Below are 22,128 nucleotides of genomic sequence, written 5' to 3'. Positions count from 1 at the left end.
GGATTATTGCTAACCATAGTATAGTAATTACTATAAGGCATTGTTGGTCTTATAAGAGTACCGCCTAAACGTTATCTAAGCTTGTATCATTATTTATCTTTATAAATAAAGCAGGTGAACGAATGTTGGACACGGAGAAAGTTATTATTGTTGAAGGACGTACAGATAAGAAGCAAATTGAAAAGATTCTAGAAGAAGAAGTGGACATTATATGCACAAATGGAACACTCGGGATTGAGAGATTAGAGCAACTAATTACGGACTATGATTTAGATAATAAAGATGTCTTTATCTTAGTGGATGAAGATAGTGCCGGTCATAAATTAAGAAAGCAACTGGCAAAAGAACTTCCACATGCAGAACACATCTATATTGACAAAACATTTCGAGAGGTAGCTGCAACACCCGAATCTGAATTGGCAACAGCTTTACTCAGCAGAAGTTTTGGTATAAACCCCATTTTTCTTTTTTAAGGTGGACAAAATGAAAGAAATAAAAAATGAAATCGAATATGCGAAAGACTGTATTATATTTATTCATACCCCGTTTTGTGGTACTTGCCAGGTTGCAAGAAAGATGCTAGAGACGGTGGAAGAAATGAAAGCAGACACTTCCTTCTTGGAAATGAATGCATCCCTTTTTCCAACGTTTATGCAACAACAGGAGATAGCAAGTGTGCCATGTCTTCTAATAAAAAAACAAGGCATGATCAAAGAGAGAATATATGCTTTTCATTCTGTCGTTCATATTTTAAACAAAATAAATGAATATGAGTAATTGTACAGGCTTTAATTAAGCATGCTCTTTTAATAGTTCTCCTAAACTTTGTACGATTTGCAAAAAGTCAGATTGATCATCGAACTTGCTATAGATATCGCCATTACGATCAACGATCACAGTTGTAGGAACCCCATTGCACTGATATTGGTCATAGACAAACCGACCATCATCAACAAGTGCTAGTTGAGATAAATATTTATTTTTATACGTTAAAGCGGCGTTCATATCTCTTTCTCTTGCTTTAACATTAATAGTTAACATCTTCACCACATTAGGGTCGATAGACTGGTGAAGTTGTTCTTTTTTTGGCAAATCCACTCCACATGCAGAACACCATGATGCCCAAAAAGTAATGAGTATGATTTTTCCAATATCTTCTTCTAATGTATAAGATCCCTCTTGATCTAGGTAAGGTAACGTAAACCTGTGTGCTTTCATCAGCTAGTAACTCCTTTCTTTATTTCTTTTATAAACCCCCTATGTTTATCCTAGCGTAAGCGGGACTTCTTTCAAAGTATAGAGTTCATTATATAGATGATTTCTAAGAGAGTGCTATGTCGTGTTGTTAATTTTTACATATACGAAACGTTCTGAAAAAATCAATTGACACATGCTTATCCCCATGCTAGAATCTTGATTATCGCTAAAACTACAAATGAATCACATATAATCTCTTATCAAGAGAGGTGGAGGGACTGGCCCGATGAAGCCCGGCAACCGTTAAACATTTTTGTTTAAAAAGGTGCCAATTCCTGCGAAGCAATTTGCTTTGGCAGATGAGAGAACACGAAAGAATTTATTTGCGTCTTTCTGTTCTCTTGAACAGGAAGACGCTTTTATTATGTACATCGATTGTCTTCATATAGATTCATATTTTGGTTATCTTAGGAAAGAGCTTAACGATACATGAGAAGCGAGTTGGTTAAGTAGAAGGAGGGGGAACATTGATAACGATCAAAAATCTATCCAAGATTTATCGTACAAAGTCAAATACGATCAATGCTGTCAATGATCTTAATTTAGAAATTGAAAAGGGCGAAATATTCGGTGTGATTGGCTATAGTGGAGCAGGTAAGAGTACTTTCATCCGATTGATTAATAGGTTAGAAGATCCAACAGAAGGTCAAGTAATTATTGATGGAGAAGATATAACAGCACTTAAGAAAAATAAGTTACGTCTATCTAGGCAAGAAATTGGCATGATTTTTCAACATTTTAACCTGTTGTGGTCAAGGACAGTAAGAGAAAATATTGCATTTCCACTTGAGATCGCTGGGGTCCCTAAACAGACAAGAAGGGAACGTGTGGATGAGTTAATTAAGTTAGTAGGTTTAACAGGTAGGGAAAATGCTTATCCATCGGAACTTAGTGGTGGCCAGAAACAACGAGTGGGAATTGCAAGAGCGTTAGCTAATGACCCAAAAGTATTATTGTGTGATGAAGCGACATCTGCACTAGACCCTGAAACAACAGACTCTATCTTAAAGCTGTTAATTGATATTAACAAAAATCTAGGGCTTACTATTATATTAATCACACACGAAATGCATGTGATCAGAAAGATTTGTCATCGAGTGGCGGTAATGGAAGCTGGACAAGTTGTCGAACAAGGCGAAGTATTGGATGTATTCTCACACCCAAAATCACAGGTTACGAAAAAGTTTGTGGAGCAAGTTATGGGTGAAAACCAACAAGACGATGGCTTAGGTGATGTAATAGAAGGTTTTGCAACTGGAAAAATCACAAAACTTCATTTTGTTGGGGAAGTAACAAATCAAGCGTTAATTAGTAGTGTTGCTAAGAAATATCAAGTAGATATTAGCATTCTACAGGGGAAAATTACACAAACGCGCAAGGGAGCCTATGGTACATTGGTTGTTCATATCGATGGTGATGATGAGGAAATCAATAAAGCAATAGACTACATTGCATCTACACCAGTCGAAGTGGAGGTGGTTCATCATGCTTAGTGAACTATTCCCGAATGTACAGATGGATGATTTATGGGTAGCGACGTATGAAACATTCTATATGACGCTTATTTCGTTAGTTGGAACATTAATATTTGGTATATTATTAGGTCTTTTATTATATTTAACTGCCCGCGGAGGTTTGTGGGAAAACAAAACACTACATTTCATCGTTGCAGCAATTGTAAATATATTTCGAGCAATTCCATTTATCATATTAATACTATTATTAATCCCATTCACCGATTTCTTAATGGATACAATCAGGGGACCAAAAGCTGCGTTACCAGCCCTAATTATTGGGTCTGCACCGTTCTATGGAAGATTGGTCGAAATAGCGTTAAGAGAAGTTGACAAAGGTGTTGTGGAAGCTGCTAAAGCGATGGGTGCTAAAACAAGAACAATTATCTTTAAAGTATTGCTACCAGAATCAATGCCGGCCTTAGTATCTGGTTTAACTGTTACAGCTATTGCTTTGATTGGGTACACAGCTGTTGCGGGTGTTATTGGTGCAGGTGGTTTGGGCGACTTTGCATACTTTTATGGATTCCAGCGCAGAGCTACAGATGTGGTTTTCGTATGTACTGTGTTAATCGTAATTATCGTATTTATTTTCCAATTTATTGGGGACCTTATTACAAGTAAGCTAGATAAACGGTAAAAGGCTTTAACCTTATCTCACCATAGATAAGTTAAATATAAAAAAATAGGAAAAAGGGGATCAATCAAAATGAAAAAATTATTAAGTTTATTACTAGTTGCATTTCTTGTCTTAGTACTTGCAGCTTGTGGAACTGCTGACGATGAGAACAACACATCAGCAGGCGATACAGACGAAAATGCAACAGAAACAGAAGGTACAGAAGCAACAGATGAAAACACAGAAGCAGAAGAAACTGTAGAAATTAAAGTTGGCGCAACTAGTGTTCCGCATGCAGAAGTTTTAGATGAAGCGAAAGAATTATTAGCTGCAGAAGGAATTGAATTAGTAATTGAAGAGTACCAAGACTATATTTTACCAAACCAAGATTTATCAAATGGTGAGTTGGATGCAAATTATTTCCAACACATCCCTTACCTAGAATCACAAATTGCTGAATTTGAATATGACTTTGTTAACCTTGGTGGAATTCATGTAGAGCCAATGGGTGTATATTCTACAAACATCACAAGTGTAGAGGATATTCCTGAAGGAACTGAAGTTATTATTAGCCGATCTGTTCCGGATCACGGCCGCATCTTAGCACTATTTGAATCACAAGGTTTAATTAAATTAGACGAAAGTGTTAATAAAGCTGAAGCAACAATCGATGATATCGTTGAAAATGAATTAAACTTAGAGTTCTCGCCAGATGTTGATGCTGCTGTTTTACCTGAAATGTATGAAAGAGAAGAAGATGCTCTAGTTGCAATCAATACAAACTATGCAATTGAAGCAGGTCTTTCACCTCTAGATGACTCATTATTTGTTGAAGGTGCAGATTCACCATATGTAAACGTCATTGCTGTGCGTTCTGAAGATGAGAACAATGAAGCTCTTTTAAAATTAGTTGAAGTTCTTCAATCAGAAGAAATCCAAAACTTTATCTCGGAAACGTATAATGGTGAAGTTGTCGCTGTAGGTGGAGAAAACTAATTAGCGATTTGTTAGAAAAACTAACAAAAACAAATGAAAAGCTACAAAAAGTAAAGATAATGCATGTAAATTTCTCACAAGGGATTGTATCGATCTTGAGTCTTTCTAACAAGGATACATCCTTTTTGTAAGATACCATCTACAAATGGTACACTTTTTAATGTAAATCATGAAAGGATGGATTCATTATTAGTGATCATTTGAATTTGAACTACACTTCAGAGATGGAAAAAGCGATGCAACAGTCTCACGGACTAGGATATGCTGAATATAGTAGAAAACTTTCAAAAAGACTACATGTAGAAAAAGAAAGAGAAAATGATCATAAAGAAAGCCAGAAGATTGTTCACGAAGTAGAGCGTCTTATTCACAAATAACGTTATAAAACCCTTGCCTTTGTGCAAGGGTTTTTGTATTACAGTAGAAATTGGTTAAAATAAAGATAATGATATACATTAATAGGGTGAGAAAGATATTGATACAAAATTTTCACATTTTCTACTTTACTTTTTAAAAATACATGTTTAAAAAGCTGTCAAATGGTTAGTGAAATTGTTGAATATAGATTCGAAATAGTATAAGATTGTAATGAGAATAAATTGAGAATGGATATAACGTTCCATATCACAATAAGATAAATAACTTTGTTTTGGAGGTATCAGTATGGCTGGATCAACATTAGAAATTAAGGATCTTCATGTAGCTATTGAGGATCAAGAGATATTAAAAGGGGTTAACCTAACGATAAAAGGTGGAGAGTTTCATGCGGTCATGGGACCAAACGGAACAGGAAAATCTACACTAGCATCTGCGATTATGGGGCATCCTAAATATGAAATTACACAAGGTAGTATTCTACTTGACGGTGAAGATGTTTTAGAAATGGAAGTAGATGAGCGTGCGCAAGCTGGTCTTTTCTTAGCAATGCAATATCCAAGTGAAATTAGTGGTGTTACGACTTCAGATTTCTTACGTTCTTCGATTAATGCACATCGTGAAGAAGGTGACGAAATTCCACTAATGAAGTTTATTAAAGAAATGGATGCAGCAATGGATTATCTAGAAATGGATAAAAACATGGCTCAACGTTATCTTAACGAAGGATTCTCTGGTGGGGAAAAGAAACGAAACGAAATTCTTCAGTTGATGATGATAAAACCTGCGATCGGAATTTTAGATGAGATTGACTCTGGTCTTGATATCGATGCACTTAAAGTCGTATCGAAAGGAATTAACAAATTACGTAGTGAAGATTTTGGTTGTTTAATGATTACACACTACCAACGTTTATTAGATTACATTACTCCTGATTATGTACACGTAATGATGCAAGGACGTGTTGTGAAATCTGGTGGACCTGAACTTGCACAACGATTGGAAGCTGAAGGTTATGATTGGATTAAGAAGGAATTAGGAATTGAAGAAGAAACTGTAGGCCAAAAAGCGTAACAGTAAGGAGGGGTTGTATGACTGTGGATACAAAGCTACCATATGAGAAGGACTATGTTAGCAATTTTTCAAAAGAAAGAAATGAACCGGAATGGATGGAGTCATTACGCCTTCAAGCATTGGAACTTGCTGATACATTACCAATGCCAAAGCCGGATAAAACAAACATTACAAAGTGGAACTTTGATAAGTTTAAACATAAAGCTGAAGGGCAAAGCATTCAGTCATTAGATGAATTACCAGCAGACATCAAAGTTTTTATCGATATGGATAACCAGGATAAAAATTTAGTAATTCAACGTAACCAGTCTGTTGCGTATAAATCTTTATCTTCTTCTTTAAAAGATAAAGGTGTTATTCTAACGGATATTACAACTGCAATGCAAGAACATAGCGAACTAGTACAACGCTATTATATGAAAGATGCAGTTTCGATTGATGAAAATCGTCTTAGTGCACTTCATACCGCTCTTATGAACGGCGGCGTGTTCGTCTATGTGCCCAAAAACGTGGAAGTAGAAGAGCCGCTTCAAGCAATTTTCTGGCAGGAAGATGAAGAAGCAGCAACATTCAACCACGTCATTGTAGTAGCAGAAGAAAATAGTAAATTAACTTATGTAGAGAACTACATCTCTCATAACAAAGAAACAGAAGCGGTTGCAAATATAGTGACAGAAGTTATTGCGCACGATAATGCAAAGATCTCTTTTGGCGCAGTAGATAATTTTGCCAGAGGTACAACAGTTTATGTAAACCGTCGTGGTGTAGCGTATAGAAATGCTACAATTGAATGGGCACTTGGTCAGATGAATGATGGAAATACAGCATCTGAAAACATTACTCATTTGATTGGTGACCAATCCTTGTCTCATGCAAAAACAGTTACGGTAGGTCGTGGAGACCAGATCCAGAACTTTACCGCTAGGATTGTACACTTTGGTCAAGGTTCTGAAGGGTATATCTTGCAACATGGTGTGCAAAAGGATAAGGCTTCAGCCATTTTTAATGGTATTGGGAAAATCGAACATGGTGCTTCTAAATCAAACGCAGAACAGGAATCTCGTGTTCTTATGCTAAGTAAAGATGCTCGAGGAGATGCAAATCCAATCCTGTTAATTGATGAAGATGATGTAACTGCAGGACACGCTGCATCTGTTGGCCGTGTGGATCCAATACAATTGTATTACTTGATGAGTCGAGGAATTTCACAAAAAGAAGCGGAGCGTTTAATTATCCACGGTTTCTTAGCACCTGTAGTAAATGAAATCCCTATTGAGGCTGTTAGAAATCAATTAACGCAAGTAATTGAAGGGAAAGTATATTAATGGATGCTAAGTCCATTCGTCAATTATTCCCAATCTTAGACCAAGAAGTGAATGGAAATCCTTTAGTTTATCTAGACTCATCGGCAACTTCTCAAAAACCGTTGTCTGTCATTCAAGCACTAAATGATTATTACAAATTTGATAACTCTAATGTTCATAGAGGTGTTCACACTTTAGGAACGAGAGCTACTGATAAATACGAAGGTGCAAGAGAAAAAGTAAGACGTTTTATTAACGCAAAAAGTGAGAAACAAGTAATTTTCACAAGAGGTACGACGACAGCGATCAATACCGTTGCTCACAGTTATGGTCGTAGTAATTTATCCGAAGGTGATGAGATCGTTATTACCCCAATGGAACATCATAGTAACATCATACCTTGGCAACAAGTAGCTAAGGTAACAGGTGCAACATTAAAGTATATACCATTGCAAGCTGACGGCACGATTTCACTCGATGATGTTCGTGAAACGATTACGGATAAAACAAAGATGGTAGCTATGATGCATGTATCGAATGTATTAGGTACAATCAATCCAGTTAAAGAAGTCGCAGCTATTGCCCATGAGCAAGGGGCGGTTATGCTGGTTGATGGTGCTCAAGGTGTTCCACATATGAAAGTAGATGTTCAAGATTTAGATTGTGATTTTTATGCTTTCTCTGCTCACAAGATGTGTGGACCAACTGGAATAGGTGTTCTTTACGGCAAGCGTGAATTATTAGAAGCTATGGAACCAGTGGAATTCGGTGGTGAAATGATTGATTTTGTTCATTTGTATGAATCAACATGGAAAGAACTACCTTGGAAGTTTGAAGGTGGAACACCGATTATTGCTGGGGCAATTGGTCTAGGTGCAGCTATTGATTTCTTAACAGAAATAGGTTTAGATGAAATTGAGGAACATGAATCTAAATTAGTAGAGTACGCATTAAAGCAACTTCGCACTATTGACGGGATTGACATCTATGGTCCAGAAAAACGTGCTGGTCTAATTACATTTAATCTAGATAGCGTTCATCCACATGATACTGCAACTGTATTAGATGCAGAAGGAATCGCTGTTCGTGCAGGTCACCATTGTGCCCAACCACTAATGAAGTGGTTAGACGTTACGGCAACTGCACGTGCAAGCTTCTATCTTTATAATACAGAAGAAGATGTAGACCGATTAGTAGCGGGACTAAATAAAACAAAGGAGTACTTTGGTGATGTCTTTTAATAACCTCGATACGTTATATAGACAGGTGATTATGGATCATTATAAAAATCCTCGCAATCGTGGATCATTAGATGATGAATCATTAACGATTGACATGAATAATCCTACTTGTGGGGATCGAATCCAAATTCATTTGCAAATTGAAGATGGTAAAGTTGAAGACGCCAAATTTGAAGGTGAAGGTTGTTCTATTAGCCTTTCCTCTGCTTCCATGATGACCCAAGCGATAAAAGGTCAGCCAGTAGAAGATGCTTTAAAAATGTCTAAACTCTTTTCGGATATGATGCTTGGTGAAGAGATCGATCCGGAAGGTTTAGAATTAGGTGATATAGAAGCTTTACAAGGTGTAGCAAAGTTTCCGGCACGTATTAAATGTGCAACCTTAGCTTGGAAGGCTATGGAAAAAGGTGTTAACCACGAACAATAGTAGGTTAATGCTACTTCGTGAAAGAATGAGAATCCTGGTGTACGAATAGGCCGAATTCTCACTAACCTGAAATAGGAGGTTTTATAATGGCAAAGAAGGCGCCTGAAGTTGGCGAATATAAATATGGTTTCTCCGACAGAGATATATCCATCTTTCGTACTGAAAAAGGTTTAACGAAAGCTGTCGTTGAAGAAATCTCTAAAATGAAAGAAGAACCACAGTGGATGCTTGATTACCGTTTAAAAGCGTTAGAGCAATTCTATAAAAAACCAATGCCACAATGGGGTGGCGATCTTGCTGAATTAAACTTTGATGAAATTACGTACTATGTAAAACCATCAGAAAGATCAGAACGTTCGTGGGATGAAGTTCCTGAAGAAATTAAAAACACATTTGATAAGCTTGGTATCCCTGAAGCAGAGCAAAAGTATCTAGCTGGTGTATCTGCTCAGTATGAATCAGAGGTTGTTTACCATAACCTAAAACAAGACCTTCAAGATTTGGGTATTGTCTTTAAAGATACGGATACAGCTCTTAAAGAAAATGAGGATCTGTTTAAAGAGTATTTTGGTAAAGTAATCCCTTCTTCAGATAACAAGTTCTCAGCATTAAACTCTGCTGTATGGTCTGGTGGATCATTTATCTACGTACCAAAAGGTGTGAAGTGTGAAACACCATTACAAGCATACTTCCGTATTAACTCTGAAAATATGGGTCAGTTTGAGCGTACACTTATTATTGTGGATGAAGGTGCATCTGTACACTATGTAGAAGGTTGTACAGCTCCAGTTTATACCACTAATTCATTACACAGTGCAGTAGTTGAAATCTTTATTAAGAAAGATGCTTACTGCCGTTACACGACCATTCAAAACTGGGCAAATAACGTATATAACCTAGTGACGAAGCGTGCGATCTGTGATGAGAATGCAACAATGGAATGGATCGATGGTAACATTGGTTCCAAGTTAACAATGAAATATCCAGCTGTCATCTTAAAAGGTCAAGGTTCACGTGGTATGACACTTTCGATCGCACTAGCTGGTAAAGGTCAACACCAAGATGCGGGTGCGAAAATGCATCACCTAGCACCAAATACGTCATCAACGATCGTTTCGAAATCCATTTCTAAACAAGGTGGTAAAGTAACGTACCGTGGTATCGTTCATTTTGGACGTAAAGCAGATGGTGCGCGTTCAAACATCGAGTGTGACACATTAATTATGGATAACAAATCCACTTCCGATACGATTCCTTACAATGAAATTTTAAATGAAAATATTTCATTAGAACACGAGGCAAAAGTATCGAAAGTATCAGAGGAACAGTTATTCTACCTAATGAGCCGTGGTATTTCTGAAGAAGAAGCTACAGAAATGATCGTAATGGGATTCATTGAACCATTCACAAAAGAATTACCAATGGAATATGCAGTTGAAATGAACCGTCTGATTAAATTTGAGATGGAAGGTTCAATCGGTTAATATAACTTTTTATGCAGTGGTCTTGTGCCACTGCTTTTTCTTTTTGTTCTTTTAGTTTTGGTTTTGTAATCATAGAAATGATGTTAGTTGTATTTAAGGTAAGCGACGCAAAAATAGGGGAAAGCCGTAAGTACGCGTCGCAAAACAACAATTGTCCACAGTCATATCATATTTAAATAGTGTTAATTCCTGTTATAATGGTACAATGGGAAAATGAATTAAGAAATTGGATGGTTGTGGTCACTTTGTTTTTTGTTATCTGTATCCTTGTTGGATTTTTATCTGCTTTTGTAGGCAGTATTGCTGGTTTAGGTGGAGGCGTAATTTTAGTTCCGACTTTGCTAATATTTTATGAATTATTCGATAGCTTTTCATGGGCTACATCTCAGAACATTGTGAGTATTTCTTTAATCGTTATGATCTTCACGGCTATATCTTCAAGCATTTCTTATTATAAAAAGAATAGAATAGATTATAAAAGTGGTTTTATTTTCGTTGCTTTTGGTGTACCAGGTGGGATGCTAGGTTCCTGGTTAAATGCGTTTATAAATACGGATCGTTTTACACTATATTTTGGTTTACTAATGATAGCGATGTTCTTTTTCTTTTTTATTCGAAAAAAGACACCACAAAAACAAGTCGAACATACTGGGGTATGGATGGTTGAGCGAACAATACATATGAAGGGTAATACGTACCATTATGGATTCTCCATTTTAGCTGTAATGGTAGTTGCATTTCTAGTTGGAGTACTTTCGGGGTTATTTGGTATTGGTGGTGGCTCACTGATGGTACCTGCAATGATGTTACTTTTTCACTTTCCTGCTCATATTGCAACTGCAACATCCATGTTTATTATTGTTTTTCTAAGTATGTTTAGCTCGATTACTCATGTTGTCTTAGGACATGTGAATTGGGAATATGTTTGGTTATTTATCCCTGGTGCATGGCTTGGTGGGACGATCGGTGCAAAAGTAAATCAAAAAATGAAGGCTAGTACAGTTGAAGGCTTTTTAAGAATATTATTACTGATTATCGGTATTCGCCTTATTTGGCAAGGATTACAATAAAGTGGGAGTTAACACTGCTGTCATAATGTAAAGGGGTACGTGTTTATGGAAGAAAAAATATTTTTTTACTATACAAGTGATATTCACAGCCACTTTGAAAATTGGACTAAGGTGATTCAATTTCTGAATCAAAAAAAGATACAAAGACAGCGAGAAAATCAGGATTATTTTATTTTGGATAATGGAGATCACGTTGACAGGGTCCATATTATTGCGGAAGCACTTTTAGGAAAAGCCAATGTGCAGCTACTAAATCATGCTAATTATGATGTTGCAACATTAGGCAATAATGAAGGAATTACCTTAGATTATAATGATTTATTTCACTTATATGATGAGGCAAATTTTAAAGTGGTTTGTGCTAATTTACAGAGTAATAACAAGCATAATCCTGAATGGTTAGAGGCAACGCATCAATTAACAACAAAGAGTGGAGTCACTATTGGAATAATTGGATTAACTGCTCCATTTAATGCTTTTTACAATTTATTAGGCTGGCATGTTGCGTCTCCATTTGAAACATTAGATAAACACATAAAACAATTGGCCGATGAGTCAGATATCGTTATATTACTCTCTCATCTTGGGATAAATGAAGATGAAGAAATAGCTAGAAGATATCCAGAGGTGGATGTAATTGTTGGTGGTCATACCCACCATCTTTTCCGAACTGGAGAGTATATAAATAAAACATTATTGTCGGCAGCAGGAAAGCATGGCAAATATGTTGGTGAAGTGATTTTAACATGGAATCATCAGCGTGAAATGTTAGTGAAAAAAGAAGCCTATACTACTAATATAGATCATTTAGAAAAAGATCAGGTAACTATTGATCATATAGAAAAATTCACACAAACTTCTAATGCATTACTTGAACGTTCTATAATAACTTTAACTGAACCATTAGAAGTGGATTGGTTTAAAGAAACGACAATAATAAGGCATTTGGTAGAAACCCTAAAGGATTGGACAAAAGCTGATTGTGCATTACTAAATGCAGGGGTCATTTTAGATCGGCTAGAAGCTGGTCCTGTAAGTTACGGGGACATACATCGAATATGTCCACATCCAATTAATCCTTGTGTCGTAGAGCTTAAAGGAAATGAACTGCTTGAGGTAGTTCGTGGTAGTTATACGAAAGCTTTAATGGAATTAGAGCTTAAGGGTTTTGGCTTTAGAGGAAAAGTCATTGGACGAATGGTGTTTGCAGGGCTTGAAGTCGAATTGGTGGAAAAGGAAAAAGAAGATATACACGTGAAGTCAGTTATGATGAATGGTGAACCATTGCAAAAGGATAAGTTGTATAAAGTAGCAACACCCGATATGTTTACATTTGGTAAGCTATTACCAGAAATTTCAAGAGCGAAATCGAAACAGTTTTTCATGCCTGAATTACTACGAGATCTATTAGTCGAAACATTGAAAAAGTTTAAATAAATAGTGCACATCTCTCCTAATCCTCCATATATTGAAAGGAGAAGGGAGTGCATGTGAATGATTTCAGTAAAACCTTTAATCATTGAGAACTATCCTTTTACCGCAATTCGTGTAGAGTTACCTAAAACAAATTTGCTGGTAATCTCAAATGAAGTTGGCTATATAATGTGCGGTGCACTTGATGTCGACTTACTTAATGATAAGCTTGCAGAAAGAAAAATTGTAGCAGCACGAGCTACCGGTGTGAAAACAATTGAACAATTACTAGATGCTCCACTAGATAAGGTGACACTTGAAGCAGAAAATAAAGGTTGGTATGAAGGTATGCCTGCAAAAGAAGCGTTATTGAAGATTGCGGAATAATACATGTGGAAAAAGGATCGTCATAGACGATCCTTTTTTTAGTACATAGTTATTCTTTTTTGATATAAAATCTGTCGTAACTATAGCAGCCGCTAATCTATGGTCAATTTTGTCGGCTATGAGATCCGTTATTTGTGCGAAATCTAAGTGTATATTATTTTAGCGGCTATCAGAGCCCTTATTTGCCCTGATTTCATTGATTACGTGGTCAATTTGCTAAAATAGCGTACTGTATAGCCGCTTAAATTCAAAATTGGCTAAAAACAAGGAAATAAGGGATCTCATGACCGCTTGCGTTGTATTCACTCATCATCTTTACGTTACGACGAGGACTATACATAAACCGTCAACAACAACCTTAAATAGATAATCTTTATCATTGATCTTCCAAAAACACTAGCCTCATATCTATAGAAATTAAATCAAAAATAAGCGTAACAATAAATAATTTGAAATAATACGAGGGAAAATGTAGTAATTTGTAGATTAACATTCATTTTTTTGATAATATTTAAAAGAAGGTGTCTAATGATATCATATTAGTTAGGAGAACAATATGAGACTAGTAGCTACGAAAACAATTCGAGATGGATCCGAGCTAGCTAAAACAATCTATAATGATAATGGGCAAGTGTTAATCCAAAGAGATATAAAACTTACCAAAAGAATGCTTAAACGTCTTCAGGACTTGGGTATTACGTATGTCTATATTAAAGACGCCTTTACTGAAGACATCATCATAGACCCTCCAATACCAGAAGAATTGCGTATTGAAGCAGTTCAAATGGTGCGAACTTCTTTTGATGAAATAAGAAAACAGGGATTTAATAGGAATGCCTATTTATTTGAAAAAACAAGTGCCAAAATGGCAGACATGGTAGGCAATATTGTAAATGAAGTAAGTAATCGTGATGAAGTCATTTCCATCATGTCAGATATACTGATTAGTGATGATTACATATTTTCGCATTCGATTAATGTAACCATATATGCATTAGCGATTGCATCCGAGTTGAACTATTCCCCTAAGAAAATCGAACATATTGGTTTAGGCGCCATGTTACATGATGTAGGTAAAGTATTTATACCTGAACCAATCTTAAACAAAGCGGGAAGATTAACAAATCATGAATTTGATATAATAAAAACACATTCGGAAGAAGGTTTCAATTTCCTAAGAAAAGCATCAACGGTACCTTTGTTAGTTGCTCACTGTGCTTACCAACATCATGAAAGATTAGATGGTTCAGGTTATCCAAGAGGAATAATGGAAAATGATATCCATCCATATGGTAAATTGTTGGCGGTTGCTGATGTATTTGATGCTGTTACAAGTAATCGAGTATATCGAGATGCAATGCTTCCTCATGAAGGACTTGAAATTCTATATTCCGGATCAGGAACTTTATTTGATCGAGGTATGGTCGAAGCGTTTAGAAAGACGATCGCTGTCTACCCGAATGGGATTGAAGTTGAATTAAGTGATGGGCGAGAGGGAATTGTAGTAAAGCAAAATAAGAATCTATATGAAAGACCTGTTATAAGGATTATCAGAGAATTTGGTCAAGATGTTAAACCATATGATATTGATTTAGCTAAAGTTTTAAATGTGATGATTGTGAATTGCGACTTAGGTGTCGTAAATAAAGTTTAATATGGAATTCTAACCCCTAATCAAAATGCATATTGTTTTTTGAGGGGGTTTTTTTATGCGAAAAGGACCAAAATTTAAAAGACAAATAACACCGCCTCCAGCTAGAACGATTTTTGTGATAACATTTCTCTTTTTTGTCATTTCAACGGCGGTAAGTATATTAATTGTAAATGAAGGGATTAAACCTACTTTAATTAACATAGCACAAGCTAAAAATGAACAATACGTTAATTTAGCAATGGGAATTGCAGTCAATAAAAAATTGAATGATGAATTGGCAGAGGGGGAACTAATTAAATACACATATGATGATAATGGTACCCCGGTAAGCTATGAAATTGATGCTTCTGTTCAAAATCGCTTGCAATATAGCATCCATAATAGAATAGAAAACTTCTTGCGTGAATTAGAAAAGGGAAATGTACCGAAATCAAATGAACCATTTGATATTAATTTAGAAGGGGAAGAAGATACATCCATTGAAGCTACCAAGGAAAATACTAGCTTAGTGGAGATCCCTTTAGGCCAAGTATTAGGTATTCCTTTACTAGCTAACTTTGGTCCTAAAGTTCCTGTTAAGTTAGAATCAATGGGATATGTAAGTACGGAAGTAGAAACAAGGGTGGAAAAAGTAGGGATCAATAATGTGCATATTGAATCAGTAGTGCATATTATTGTAGAAATTAGAACTGTTATTCCATTTGCATCAAAGGTTGCTAAGATCGAACAGATTATCCCAATAGGTAGCGGCGGTTATAAAGGTGAAGTTCCTGAGTTTTATAATAGTGGGTCAAGTGAAGGTAACACAGATTTTTCCATTCCCATAGACCCCTTGCAATAAGGTATCTGTGTTGATATAATATCGGAGGAAATTGAATAGGTATACCTTATCAGATCGGTGAGGTAGAGGTGCAAAATAACATAAGTAACCAATAGGAACTGACTGTGATGATGATTGGTGAAAGGGTTCTTTGCCGAAGTAGGGAAGAGTCGTCAAACTTTCTCTTACTGGTATATTCTTGAATAAGGAATGTACTGTCATGTGTGGTTCGTAATTAAGCCTACATGAAGAGCTACTGATCGAATGGACGATAACGAAACGTTTTGTATCGATATGTTTTTTCTTAATCTAAAACATTATCACTTACAGGCAGCAATAGTTATTTTCTATTGCTGCCTTTTTGTGTGCAAAAAAGATCAGTATCCATATGTGATTTTATGAACAAAAATGGATTACCTTGTCATGTAAGGAATCTTGCTAGGATTACTAACACATAATAACCTTGAAACTTCTTCAATTTCTTACTAATATATTTGGAGGTTTACAAATGGAAGGGACAGTCTATTCATTAATACCTGCCTTATTGATGCTTGTACTTGTACTAGTAACGAGACGTGTCTTGTTATCTCTTGGCGTAGGTGTTTTAGTTGGTGCTTTTGTGCTTCATGAATTTAATATAGTTTCATCTTTCAATGAGATTGTACAAGTATTCTTAGGAATATTTTTTGAAGATGGCGCATTAAATACAGGCAGCATCTATTTATTAGGTTTCTTATTACTGCTTGGTGTAACGACAGCGTTTATGACAGCTTCTGGTGGTAGTAAAGCATTTGGAGACTGGGCAATTCGAAAAATAAAAACAAGAAAAGGTGCACAACTGTTACCAGCAATTTTGGGAATTATTATCTTTATTGATGATTATTTTAATAGCTTAGCAGTTGGTCAAGTTGCTCGTCCTGTAACGGATCGTCAAAAAGTGTCGCGTGTGAAACTAGCTTATTTTATTGATTCAACTTCGGCGCCAATTACGGTTATATCACCAATTTCAAGTTGGGGAGCTTACATTATAGGGACAATTGGAGGCATTCTAACAGCGAATGAAATTATTGGCTATCAACCGCTAGAAGCTTTTGTTAAAATGATTCCCTTTAATATGTATGCTATTACAGCGATAGTCCTTGTATTTATCGTAATCTTATTAGATCTAAATGTTGGACCGATGAAAAAACATGAAGATAAAGCAAAGCTTACTGGTGAATTGTTTGATATGGAGAAAGGAAATATACCTGGTGACTTAAAAGATGCGTTAGAAAGTCACAAGGGAGGAAAAATTTATCATTTGCTTGTTCCTATTGGGTTGTTAATTATAGGAACAGTAGTGACCATGGTTATAACTGGCATCTTAAATACGGATGGCAAAGCGAGCATTTTATCCATTTTTGAAAATACAGATGTAAACTTCTCTTTATTTATTGGTGGGTTATCTGCAGTGCTCGTTGCACTAGTATTATATATGGAACAATCTATTCCAAAATCTTCCACTTTCAAAATTTTCAAGGAAGGTTTCAAAGCAATGTTACCAGCTATCTATATTCTGCTTTTAGCTTGGATGATTGGTTCCATTATTAACAGTCTAGGTACAGGTCAGTACCTTGCTGAACTTGTACAAGAAGCTTCGATTGATGCTAATTATATTCCGCTTTTATTGTTTGTTGTTGCAAGCTTTATGGCGTTTGCTACCGGAACTTCTTGGGGCACATTTGGTATTATGCTTCCGATTGCTGGGGAAATTGCTGCCGTTACAGACGTGGATCTAGTTTTACCAGCCATGGCAGCTGTTCTAGCGGGTGCAGTATTTGGTGATCATTGTTCACCAATCTCGGATACATCCATCTTGTCATCAACTGGTGCAGGATCGAATCATATCGATCACGTGATTACACAGTTACCATATGCATTTATTTGTGCCATCGCATCAGCCATTGGTTATTTAATATTAGGTTTGACTGGACAATTAATCTTGTCATTACTAGCCGCTCTGGTTGCAACGATCGTTATTGCTCTTGCCTTAAAAGCAATTGTAAAAAGGTAAAATGGAAAGAAACTTCTTTCAAGATTGGAAGAAGTTTCTTTTATTGTAATAAATTCTGACAAGAATGTTGCACCAAAAAAAATATTTGATCTAATTGTAGAATATTCCTTTGACATCATATAAACGTATCGATATAATCTAAAATATCAGAAAAAAAGAAAAATTTGAAACATTCCTAAAGAGAGAGATGCATAGGATTTTAGTAAGTTTCAAATCAGGAAGGGGAAGTTACTATGGAAAACCGTTCACAATGGGGAACGCGTCTAGGTTTTCTACTTGCAGCGATGGGTTCTGCAATTGGACTAGGAAACATCTGGCGATTTCCTGCAACAGCTTATGAAAATGGAGGAGGCGCTTTTTTCTTACCATACTTATTCGCGCTTCTAACAGCAGGTATTCCGTTACTGATCATGGAATACACAATTGGACATAAGTTTCGTGGATCTGCACCGAGATCGTACAGTAAAGTAAGCAAGGGTATGGAATGGATTGGTTGGTGGCAAGTAGCTGTATCTTTCATTATCTCAACTTATTATCCGGTAATTATTGCTTGGGCAATTATGTATTCTTATTTTTCATTCGGACAAAGCTGGGAAAACTCAGAAAGTGCAACTGCGTTCTTTACGGGGGATTACTTAAACCTATCTGAACCAGGCGTGTTCGGTGAATTTTTACCTAGCGTTCTTTTACCACTTATTGCTGTGTGGGCAATTGTACTATTCGTCCTTGGTCGTGGTATTAAGAAAGGTATCGAGGTCGCGAACAAAATCTTTATTCCTTTATTAGCAGTTATTTTTCTAATTATTGTTGTTCGTGCTGTGACTTTGGAAGGGGCTCTTGAAGGTCTTGATGCCTTTTTTGCACCAGATTGGAGCAGTTTAAGAGATGGATCTGTATGGGTAGCTGCTTACGGACAAATTTTCTTTAGTTTATCGATTGCATTTGCAATTATGATTACGTATGCTTCTTATTTACCTAAGAAATCGGATATAACAAATAACGCATTTATTACAGGTTTCGCAAACTCATCATTTGAGTTATTAGCTGGTATTGGTGTATTTGCTGCACTTGGTTTCTTGGCTTCACAAAACAGTCAAGAAGTATCAGAAGTAGTAGCTGGTGGAATTGGTTTAGCATTTATGGTATTCCCTGAGATCATTAGTCAAATGCCTTTATCTGGGTTGTTTGGAGTCTTATTCTTTGGATCTTTAGTATTAGCGGGTTTATCTTCCATGATCTCGATTTCAGAGACATATATCGCTGGTGTTCAAGAAAAATTTAATGTCTCCCGTGGGAAGGCTATTGCATTTGGTGGCGGTCTTGCAGCCGTAATTTCATTAGCATTTGCTAATCAAGGTGGACTATTCCTTCTAGATACGGTTGACCACTTTATAAATAGTTATGGTGTAGCATTAGCTGGTCTATTTGAAGTAGTAGCAATTGCATGGTTTGCGAAAGAACTTAAAAATTTACAGAAGCATGCAGATAGTGTTTCTGACATTAAGCTTGGTGTTTGGTGGAGAGTTTGTTTAAGCTTTATCACACCAGTAGTACTAGGGTATATGATGATCCAAAACCTTAGAGCTGAAATAATTGGTACTGTTAATGATGAAGGTACTCGTGTCTTCTATGAAGGTTATCCAATCGATTTCTTGTTTAATTTTGGTTGGGTTGTAGCTATTGCTGCAATGTTTGCTGGTGCACTATTCACATTGAAAAAGTGGCCTAAAAATACTGCTGAAGCTAAAGCTAATGAGTCTGAAGATGAGGAGGTGGCTCAATAATGACAGTTGGAGCAATTACAATGGCAGTTATTGGAGTCGTAGTCATCTGGGGAGGACTTATTGCTAGTGTTGTACATGCGGTAAGAACTTCTAAACAACAATAATAATGGGATATATTCAAAACCCTTACCAAACATGATTTGGTAAGGGTTTTATGCTTTTAATGAAAGAGGAAAAATTACCGGTTCCTCGCTGCTCGTTCCCATTTTCTTAAATAAGGATAAGGATCAAAAGACCACTCACTATATCCATTATCTTTATACATGCCATAATGCAAGTGAGGCGGAAACTTACCAGCTGTGCCCGGAGGTCCATATCCAGTTGAACCAACAGAACCGATTATATCTCCAGGCTCTACCACATCTCCAACTTTGAGGCCATCTTTATATCCGTTTAAATGGGCGTAATAGTGATAGCGGTTATAAATATCACGAATTCCAATTCGCCATCCGCCATATCTGTTCCACCCTTTTAATTCTACAACCCCATAGGTAGTTGACTTTACAGGAACACCATAGTTTGCAAAGATATCTGTACCCTCATGGATTCTTCTTCCTCCAAACCCTCTAGCATCTCCCCATGTGTTTTTATAACTGTAATTATGTTGTAATGGAATTGGGAAGTCCGTCTTATTTAAGCTAATCGTACCAAACTGCTTATATACTTTAGCTATATTCATGATTGTTTGTACTGATAAATCCCTTTTGTAGTAATTCCATAAGGCAATTTTTATATCACGATGAGATGTACCTTCTTTTTCGATATAATGTGCCATAGAATATAGAATATCTTCATCATTTGTAGGATCTGCTAAGTTGTCACCATTTCCATCTTGTCCAAACCCACTAAATAACGATACCCAAGCAATAGATGTATTGTGAATAGAATTGCCTATACCGAACCATCTATTCTGATCAATTGTTATGGCTATTAAGTCATCGGATGCTGTTTCTTTTTGTGTATTTTCTTCAAATTGATCAATCGCAGCTAAGTAGTACCATGGAATCTGTGTAATTGCTGCAGTTTTTTTGTATAGGGCCATCTTTTCTTGATCCACTTTTTGTTCATCTTCCTCTGCATAAATAAACGGAGGTAATAAAAATAGAAAGAATACAGCGTAAATCATAATCGGTATTAGCTTTTTCATGGTCTCACCTCCCAAATGAATTTGGACTTTTCTAGTTAGTATTGTGTACAATTCTCTAAGAATCATAAATGGAAAAAGCACCCTTCCCATTTAAATGGGTTGGGTGCTATTCGTTTACATTTCATCATTAAGATGCTCATTTACATGATCGTACTCTTCGCCTTGAGGTGACTTCTTCATTTCTGTAATGATATTCTCTAACGTGTTTTCGTAGTCATCGTCTACTGTTGTAGAATTCTTTAGACTTTGTATGTCTCTAAATGTCACAGGTTGGTCTGAAACATACACATTAAAAAAACTTGGTAAAACGGACACCGCTGACTTTTTCACCATCGATGCTGCTTTTTCGGTTTCTATATCCTCAGGTTTATCATACGCTATTAAAACTTCTTCATCTGTGACTAATGTTGCCACATCCTCAAATCCGTCATATTGTAGAATTAACCTTGTAATCGTATCAGCTAATCGATTGCGGTCAATGGAAATATAATGGTCTGTTTCACGATCAAGCTTTACTTCATCCTCCGTGTAGTGAACATAACCAAGTTGAGATGATATTTCATTGTTTTCGTTATTGGCATCTGGTGCTTGGAACTGATCAAATTCGTTATTTCCATCGATGGATCGATCTAACATATCGCCTGCCTCATCATTTGATGTACAGCCTGAAATGGTTAACGTGATAGCACATAACGTTGGGTATAAGATTTTTTTTGAGATCAATGGTATAACCTCCTGATCAATAATTGTCCCCATTTCTTATTGTGAACTTTATATATATATCCATACCTAAAAATAATAACCATTGTAATACGTAGTAGGTAGTTAAACAAAGAAAAACATGGTAAACTATATACAGTTTAAGGAGTGGATGAGACCATGATTGAAGTACAGGGCAATAAATATGAAATGATTGAGGATCACAAAAATGGTTTTCAAAATGAAAAATTTGAAGAGCGTTATAGTGAAATTTTAAGTAAATATGATTTTATTGTTGGCGATTGGGGTTATGATCAATTAAGACTAAAAGGATTTTACGATGATCAAAATCCAAAAGCTTCTTTTGATACTAAAATTAGTACGTTGGATGATTATTTGTATGAATACTGTAATTTTGGGTGTGCCTATTTTGTGATAAAACGGATCGTTCAATAAAAAGCTACCCAAAGAATGGGTAGCTTCCTTCATTGTTAAGACTCTTCTTCTGGCTTTACGTCTCCTTCATGGTCATGGAGTGGGTGAGCGCCGTCTATTTGACGAGGTAAATCTTCATGTAAGTCTTTATTTGGATAATTAAATGCGCTATGATACCTTTGCCCTTCTTGCCAAGGTGTACTTTTATTTGATACCAATGTATCTTTGTTAATCGGAGATCCGTAGGGGCCTTCTGGTGTTTGTTCAGGAACTAAATAATTTTTCATGTCTTCCACATTCGAGAAATCTGTGTACTTCTTTTCTTCCTTCTTAACCATTTTTGATTCCTCCTTTTTATATAATGTCACCTTTTTT

At 36.1% G+C, this 22,128-nt stretch carries 24 protein-coding genes and 2 riboswitches; of the genes, 20 read left to right on the top strand and 4 right to left on the bottom strand.

Translation table 11 applies throughout. From position 1 onward, the window contains the following. Positions 1 to 122 precede the first annotated feature (122 nt). Both NYQ66_RS09145 and NYQ66_RS09140 read left to right on the top strand, forming a co-directional pair. Complete coding sequence (locus NYQ66_RS09145) at positions 123 to 473, top strand: toprim domain-containing protein (protein WP_259869023.1); 351 nt, start codon at positions 123 to 125, stop codon at positions 471 to 473. A 10-nt stretch (positions 474 to 483) separates the two neighbouring features. Beyond that, entirely contained in the window at positions 484 to 777 is a 294-nt protein-coding gene (locus NYQ66_RS09140) for a thioredoxin family protein (protein WP_259869022.1), read from the top strand. 15 nt (positions 778 to 792) lie between these two features. On the opposite strand, the gene NYQ66_RS09135 is transcribed toward NYQ66_RS09140, so the two are convergent. Beyond that, the gene (locus NYQ66_RS09135; RefSeq protein ID WP_259869021.1) at positions 793 to 1,218 is read right to left on the bottom strand and encodes a TlpA family protein disulfide reductase; all 426 of its coding nucleotides are present in this window, start codon (positions 1,216 to 1,218) and stop codon (positions 793 to 795) included. 233 nt (positions 1,219 to 1,451) lie between these two features. After that, positions 1,452 to 1,563: riboswitch (SAM riboswitch) on the top strand. Positions 1,564 to 1,724: 161 nt separating this feature from the next. Here NYQ66_RS09135 and NYQ66_RS09130 point away from each other — a divergent pair. From NYQ66_RS09130 to NYQ66_RS09050, 17 genes are all read left to right on the top strand, one after another. After that, a complete protein-coding gene (locus NYQ66_RS09130) occupies positions 1,725 to 2,750 on the top strand; it encodes a methionine ABC transporter ATP-binding protein (protein ID WP_259869020.1) in 1,026 nt (341 codons plus the stop codon). Beyond that, positions 2,743 to 3,411, top strand: coding sequence for a methionine ABC transporter permease (locus NYQ66_RS09125; RefSeq protein ID WP_259869019.1), 669 nt, complete (start codon positions 2,743 to 2,745; stop codon positions 3,409 to 3,411). Before NYQ66_RS09130 ends, NYQ66_RS09125 begins: the two co-directional genes overlap by 8 nt. A 69-nt stretch (positions 3,412 to 3,480) precedes the next feature. Then, positions 3,481 to 4,386, top strand: a complete 906-nt coding sequence (locus tag NYQ66_RS09120; protein ID WP_259869018.1) for a MetQ/NlpA family ABC transporter substrate-binding protein — start codon at positions 3,481 to 3,483, stop codon at positions 4,384 to 4,386. A gap of 236 nt (positions 4,387 to 4,622) precedes the next feature. Continuing rightward, positions 4,623 to 4,763 carry a hypothetical protein gene (locus tag NYQ66_RS09115; RefSeq protein ID WP_259869182.1) on the top strand — a complete coding sequence of 47 codons (141 nt, stop codon included), beginning with the start codon at positions 4,623 to 4,625 and terminating at the stop codon, positions 4,761 to 4,763. Between the two features lie 286 nt (positions 4,764 to 5,049). Further along, positions 5,050 to 5,835, top strand: coding sequence for a Fe-S cluster assembly ATPase SufC (gene sufC / locus NYQ66_RS09110; RefSeq protein WP_259869017.1), 786 nt, complete (start codon positions 5,050 to 5,052; stop codon positions 5,833 to 5,835). A gap of 17 nt (positions 5,836 to 5,852) precedes the next feature. Then, positions 5,853 to 7,160 (top strand): Fe-S cluster assembly protein SufD, encoded by a 1,308-nt coding sequence (gene sufD / locus NYQ66_RS09105; RefSeq protein WP_259869016.1) that lies wholly within the window; start codon positions 5,853 to 5,855, stop codon positions 7,158 to 7,160. After that, positions 7,160 to 8,380: a cysteine desulfurase gene (locus tag NYQ66_RS09100; protein WP_259869013.1), complete on the top strand. Its 1,221-nt coding sequence runs from the start codon at positions 7,160 to 7,162 to the stop codon at positions 8,378 to 8,380. Before sufD ends, NYQ66_RS09100 begins: the two co-directional genes overlap by 1 nt. Then, positions 8,370 to 8,807, top strand: a complete 438-nt coding sequence (gene sufU, locus NYQ66_RS09095; protein WP_259869011.1) for a Fe-S cluster assembly sulfur transfer protein SufU — start codon at positions 8,370 to 8,372, stop codon at positions 8,805 to 8,807. The genes NYQ66_RS09100 and sufU overlap by 11 nt, the downstream gene beginning before the upstream one ends. A gap of 86 nt (positions 8,808 to 8,893) precedes the next feature. Then, positions 8,894 to 10,291: a Fe-S cluster assembly protein SufB gene (gene sufB, locus NYQ66_RS09090; RefSeq protein ID WP_259869009.1), complete on the top strand. Its 1,398-nt coding sequence runs from the start codon at positions 8,894 to 8,896 to the stop codon at positions 10,289 to 10,291. A 236-nt stretch (positions 10,292 to 10,527) separates the two neighbouring features. Continuing rightward, the gene (locus tag NYQ66_RS09085) at positions 10,528 to 11,361 is read left to right on the top strand and encodes a sulfite exporter TauE/SafE family protein (protein ID WP_311202016.1); all 834 of its coding nucleotides are present in this window, start codon (positions 10,528 to 10,530) and stop codon (positions 11,359 to 11,361) included. Between the two features lie 45 nt (positions 11,362 to 11,406). Then, positions 11,407 to 12,798 (top strand): bifunctional metallophosphatase/5'-nucleotidase, encoded by a 1,392-nt coding sequence (locus NYQ66_RS09080; RefSeq protein ID WP_259869005.1) that lies wholly within the window; start codon positions 11,407 to 11,409, stop codon positions 12,796 to 12,798. A 57-nt stretch (positions 12,799 to 12,855) separates the two neighbouring features. Then, entirely contained in the window at positions 12,856 to 13,161 is a 306-nt protein-coding gene (locus tag NYQ66_RS09075; RefSeq protein ID WP_259869003.1) for a YunC family protein, read from the top strand. A gap of 556 nt (positions 13,162 to 13,717) precedes the next feature. Further along, complete coding sequence (locus tag NYQ66_RS09070; protein ID WP_259869002.1) at positions 13,718 to 14,815, top strand: HD-GYP domain-containing protein; 1,098 nt, start codon at positions 13,718 to 13,720, stop codon at positions 14,813 to 14,815. A 55-nt stretch (positions 14,816 to 14,870) separates the two neighbouring features. Beyond that, the gene (gene yunB, locus NYQ66_RS09065; RefSeq protein WP_259869001.1) at positions 14,871 to 15,656 is read left to right on the top strand and encodes a sporulation protein YunB; all 786 of its coding nucleotides are present in this window, start codon (positions 14,871 to 14,873) and stop codon (positions 15,654 to 15,656) included. A 55-nt stretch (positions 15,657 to 15,711) separates the two neighbouring features. Further along, positions 15,712 to 15,899: riboswitch (Lysine riboswitch) on the top strand. A gap of 244 nt (positions 15,900 to 16,143) precedes the next feature. Next, positions 16,144 to 17,688 carry a Na+/H+ antiporter NhaC family protein gene (locus tag NYQ66_RS09060; RefSeq protein ID WP_259869000.1) on the top strand — a complete coding sequence of 515 codons (1,545 nt, stop codon included), beginning with the start codon at positions 16,144 to 16,146 and terminating at the stop codon, positions 17,686 to 17,688. Between the two features lie 233 nt (positions 17,689 to 17,921). Further along, positions 17,922 to 19,472 (top strand): sodium-dependent transporter, encoded by a 1,551-nt coding sequence (locus tag NYQ66_RS09055; protein ID WP_259868998.1) that lies wholly within the window; start codon positions 17,922 to 17,924, stop codon positions 19,470 to 19,472. Further along, positions 19,472 to 19,576, top strand: coding sequence for a MetS family NSS transporter small subunit (locus NYQ66_RS09050; protein ID WP_259868997.1), 105 nt, complete (start codon positions 19,472 to 19,474; stop codon positions 19,574 to 19,576). The genes NYQ66_RS09055 and NYQ66_RS09050 overlap by 1 nt, the downstream gene beginning before the upstream one ends. 74 nt (positions 19,577 to 19,650) lie before the next feature. Here the strand turns inward: NYQ66_RS09050 and NYQ66_RS09045 are convergent, their stop codons facing one another. Together NYQ66_RS09045 and NYQ66_RS09040 are read right to left on the bottom strand one after the other, a co-directional pair. Next, entirely contained in the window at positions 19,651 to 20,619 is a 969-nt protein-coding gene (locus tag NYQ66_RS09045) for a M23 family metallopeptidase (RefSeq protein ID WP_259868995.1), read from the bottom strand. 114 nt (positions 20,620 to 20,733) lie between these two features. Further along, a complete protein-coding gene (locus NYQ66_RS09040) occupies positions 20,734 to 21,342 on the bottom strand; it encodes a YhcN/YlaJ family sporulation lipoprotein (protein ID WP_259868994.1) in 609 nt (202 codons plus the stop codon). A 156-nt stretch (positions 21,343 to 21,498) separates the two neighbouring features. Here NYQ66_RS09040 and NYQ66_RS09035 point away from each other — a divergent pair, with 156 nt between their 5' ends. Continuing rightward, on the top strand, positions 21,499 to 21,774 hold the full coding sequence (locus tag NYQ66_RS09035) for a YutD family protein (RefSeq protein WP_259868992.1): 276 nt from the start codon (positions 21,499 to 21,501) through the stop codon (positions 21,772 to 21,774). Between the two features lie 35 nt (positions 21,775 to 21,809). On the opposite strand, the gene NYQ66_RS09030 is transcribed toward NYQ66_RS09035, so the two are convergent. Beyond that, a complete protein-coding gene (locus tag NYQ66_RS09030) occupies positions 21,810 to 22,091 on the bottom strand; it encodes a hypothetical protein (RefSeq protein WP_259868991.1) in 282 nt (93 codons plus the stop codon). Between the last annotated feature and the right edge of the window lie 37 nt (positions 22,092 to 22,128).

The sequence above is a fragment of the Aquibacillus koreensis genome (assembly GCF_025154055.1).
Taxonomy (GTDB): domain Bacteria; phylum Bacillota; class Bacilli; order Bacillales; family Amphibacillaceae; genus Aquibacillus_C; species Aquibacillus_C koreensis.
Note: the sequence above shows the minus strand (reverse complement) of the source record. Positions and strands in the feature narration are given on the sequence as shown.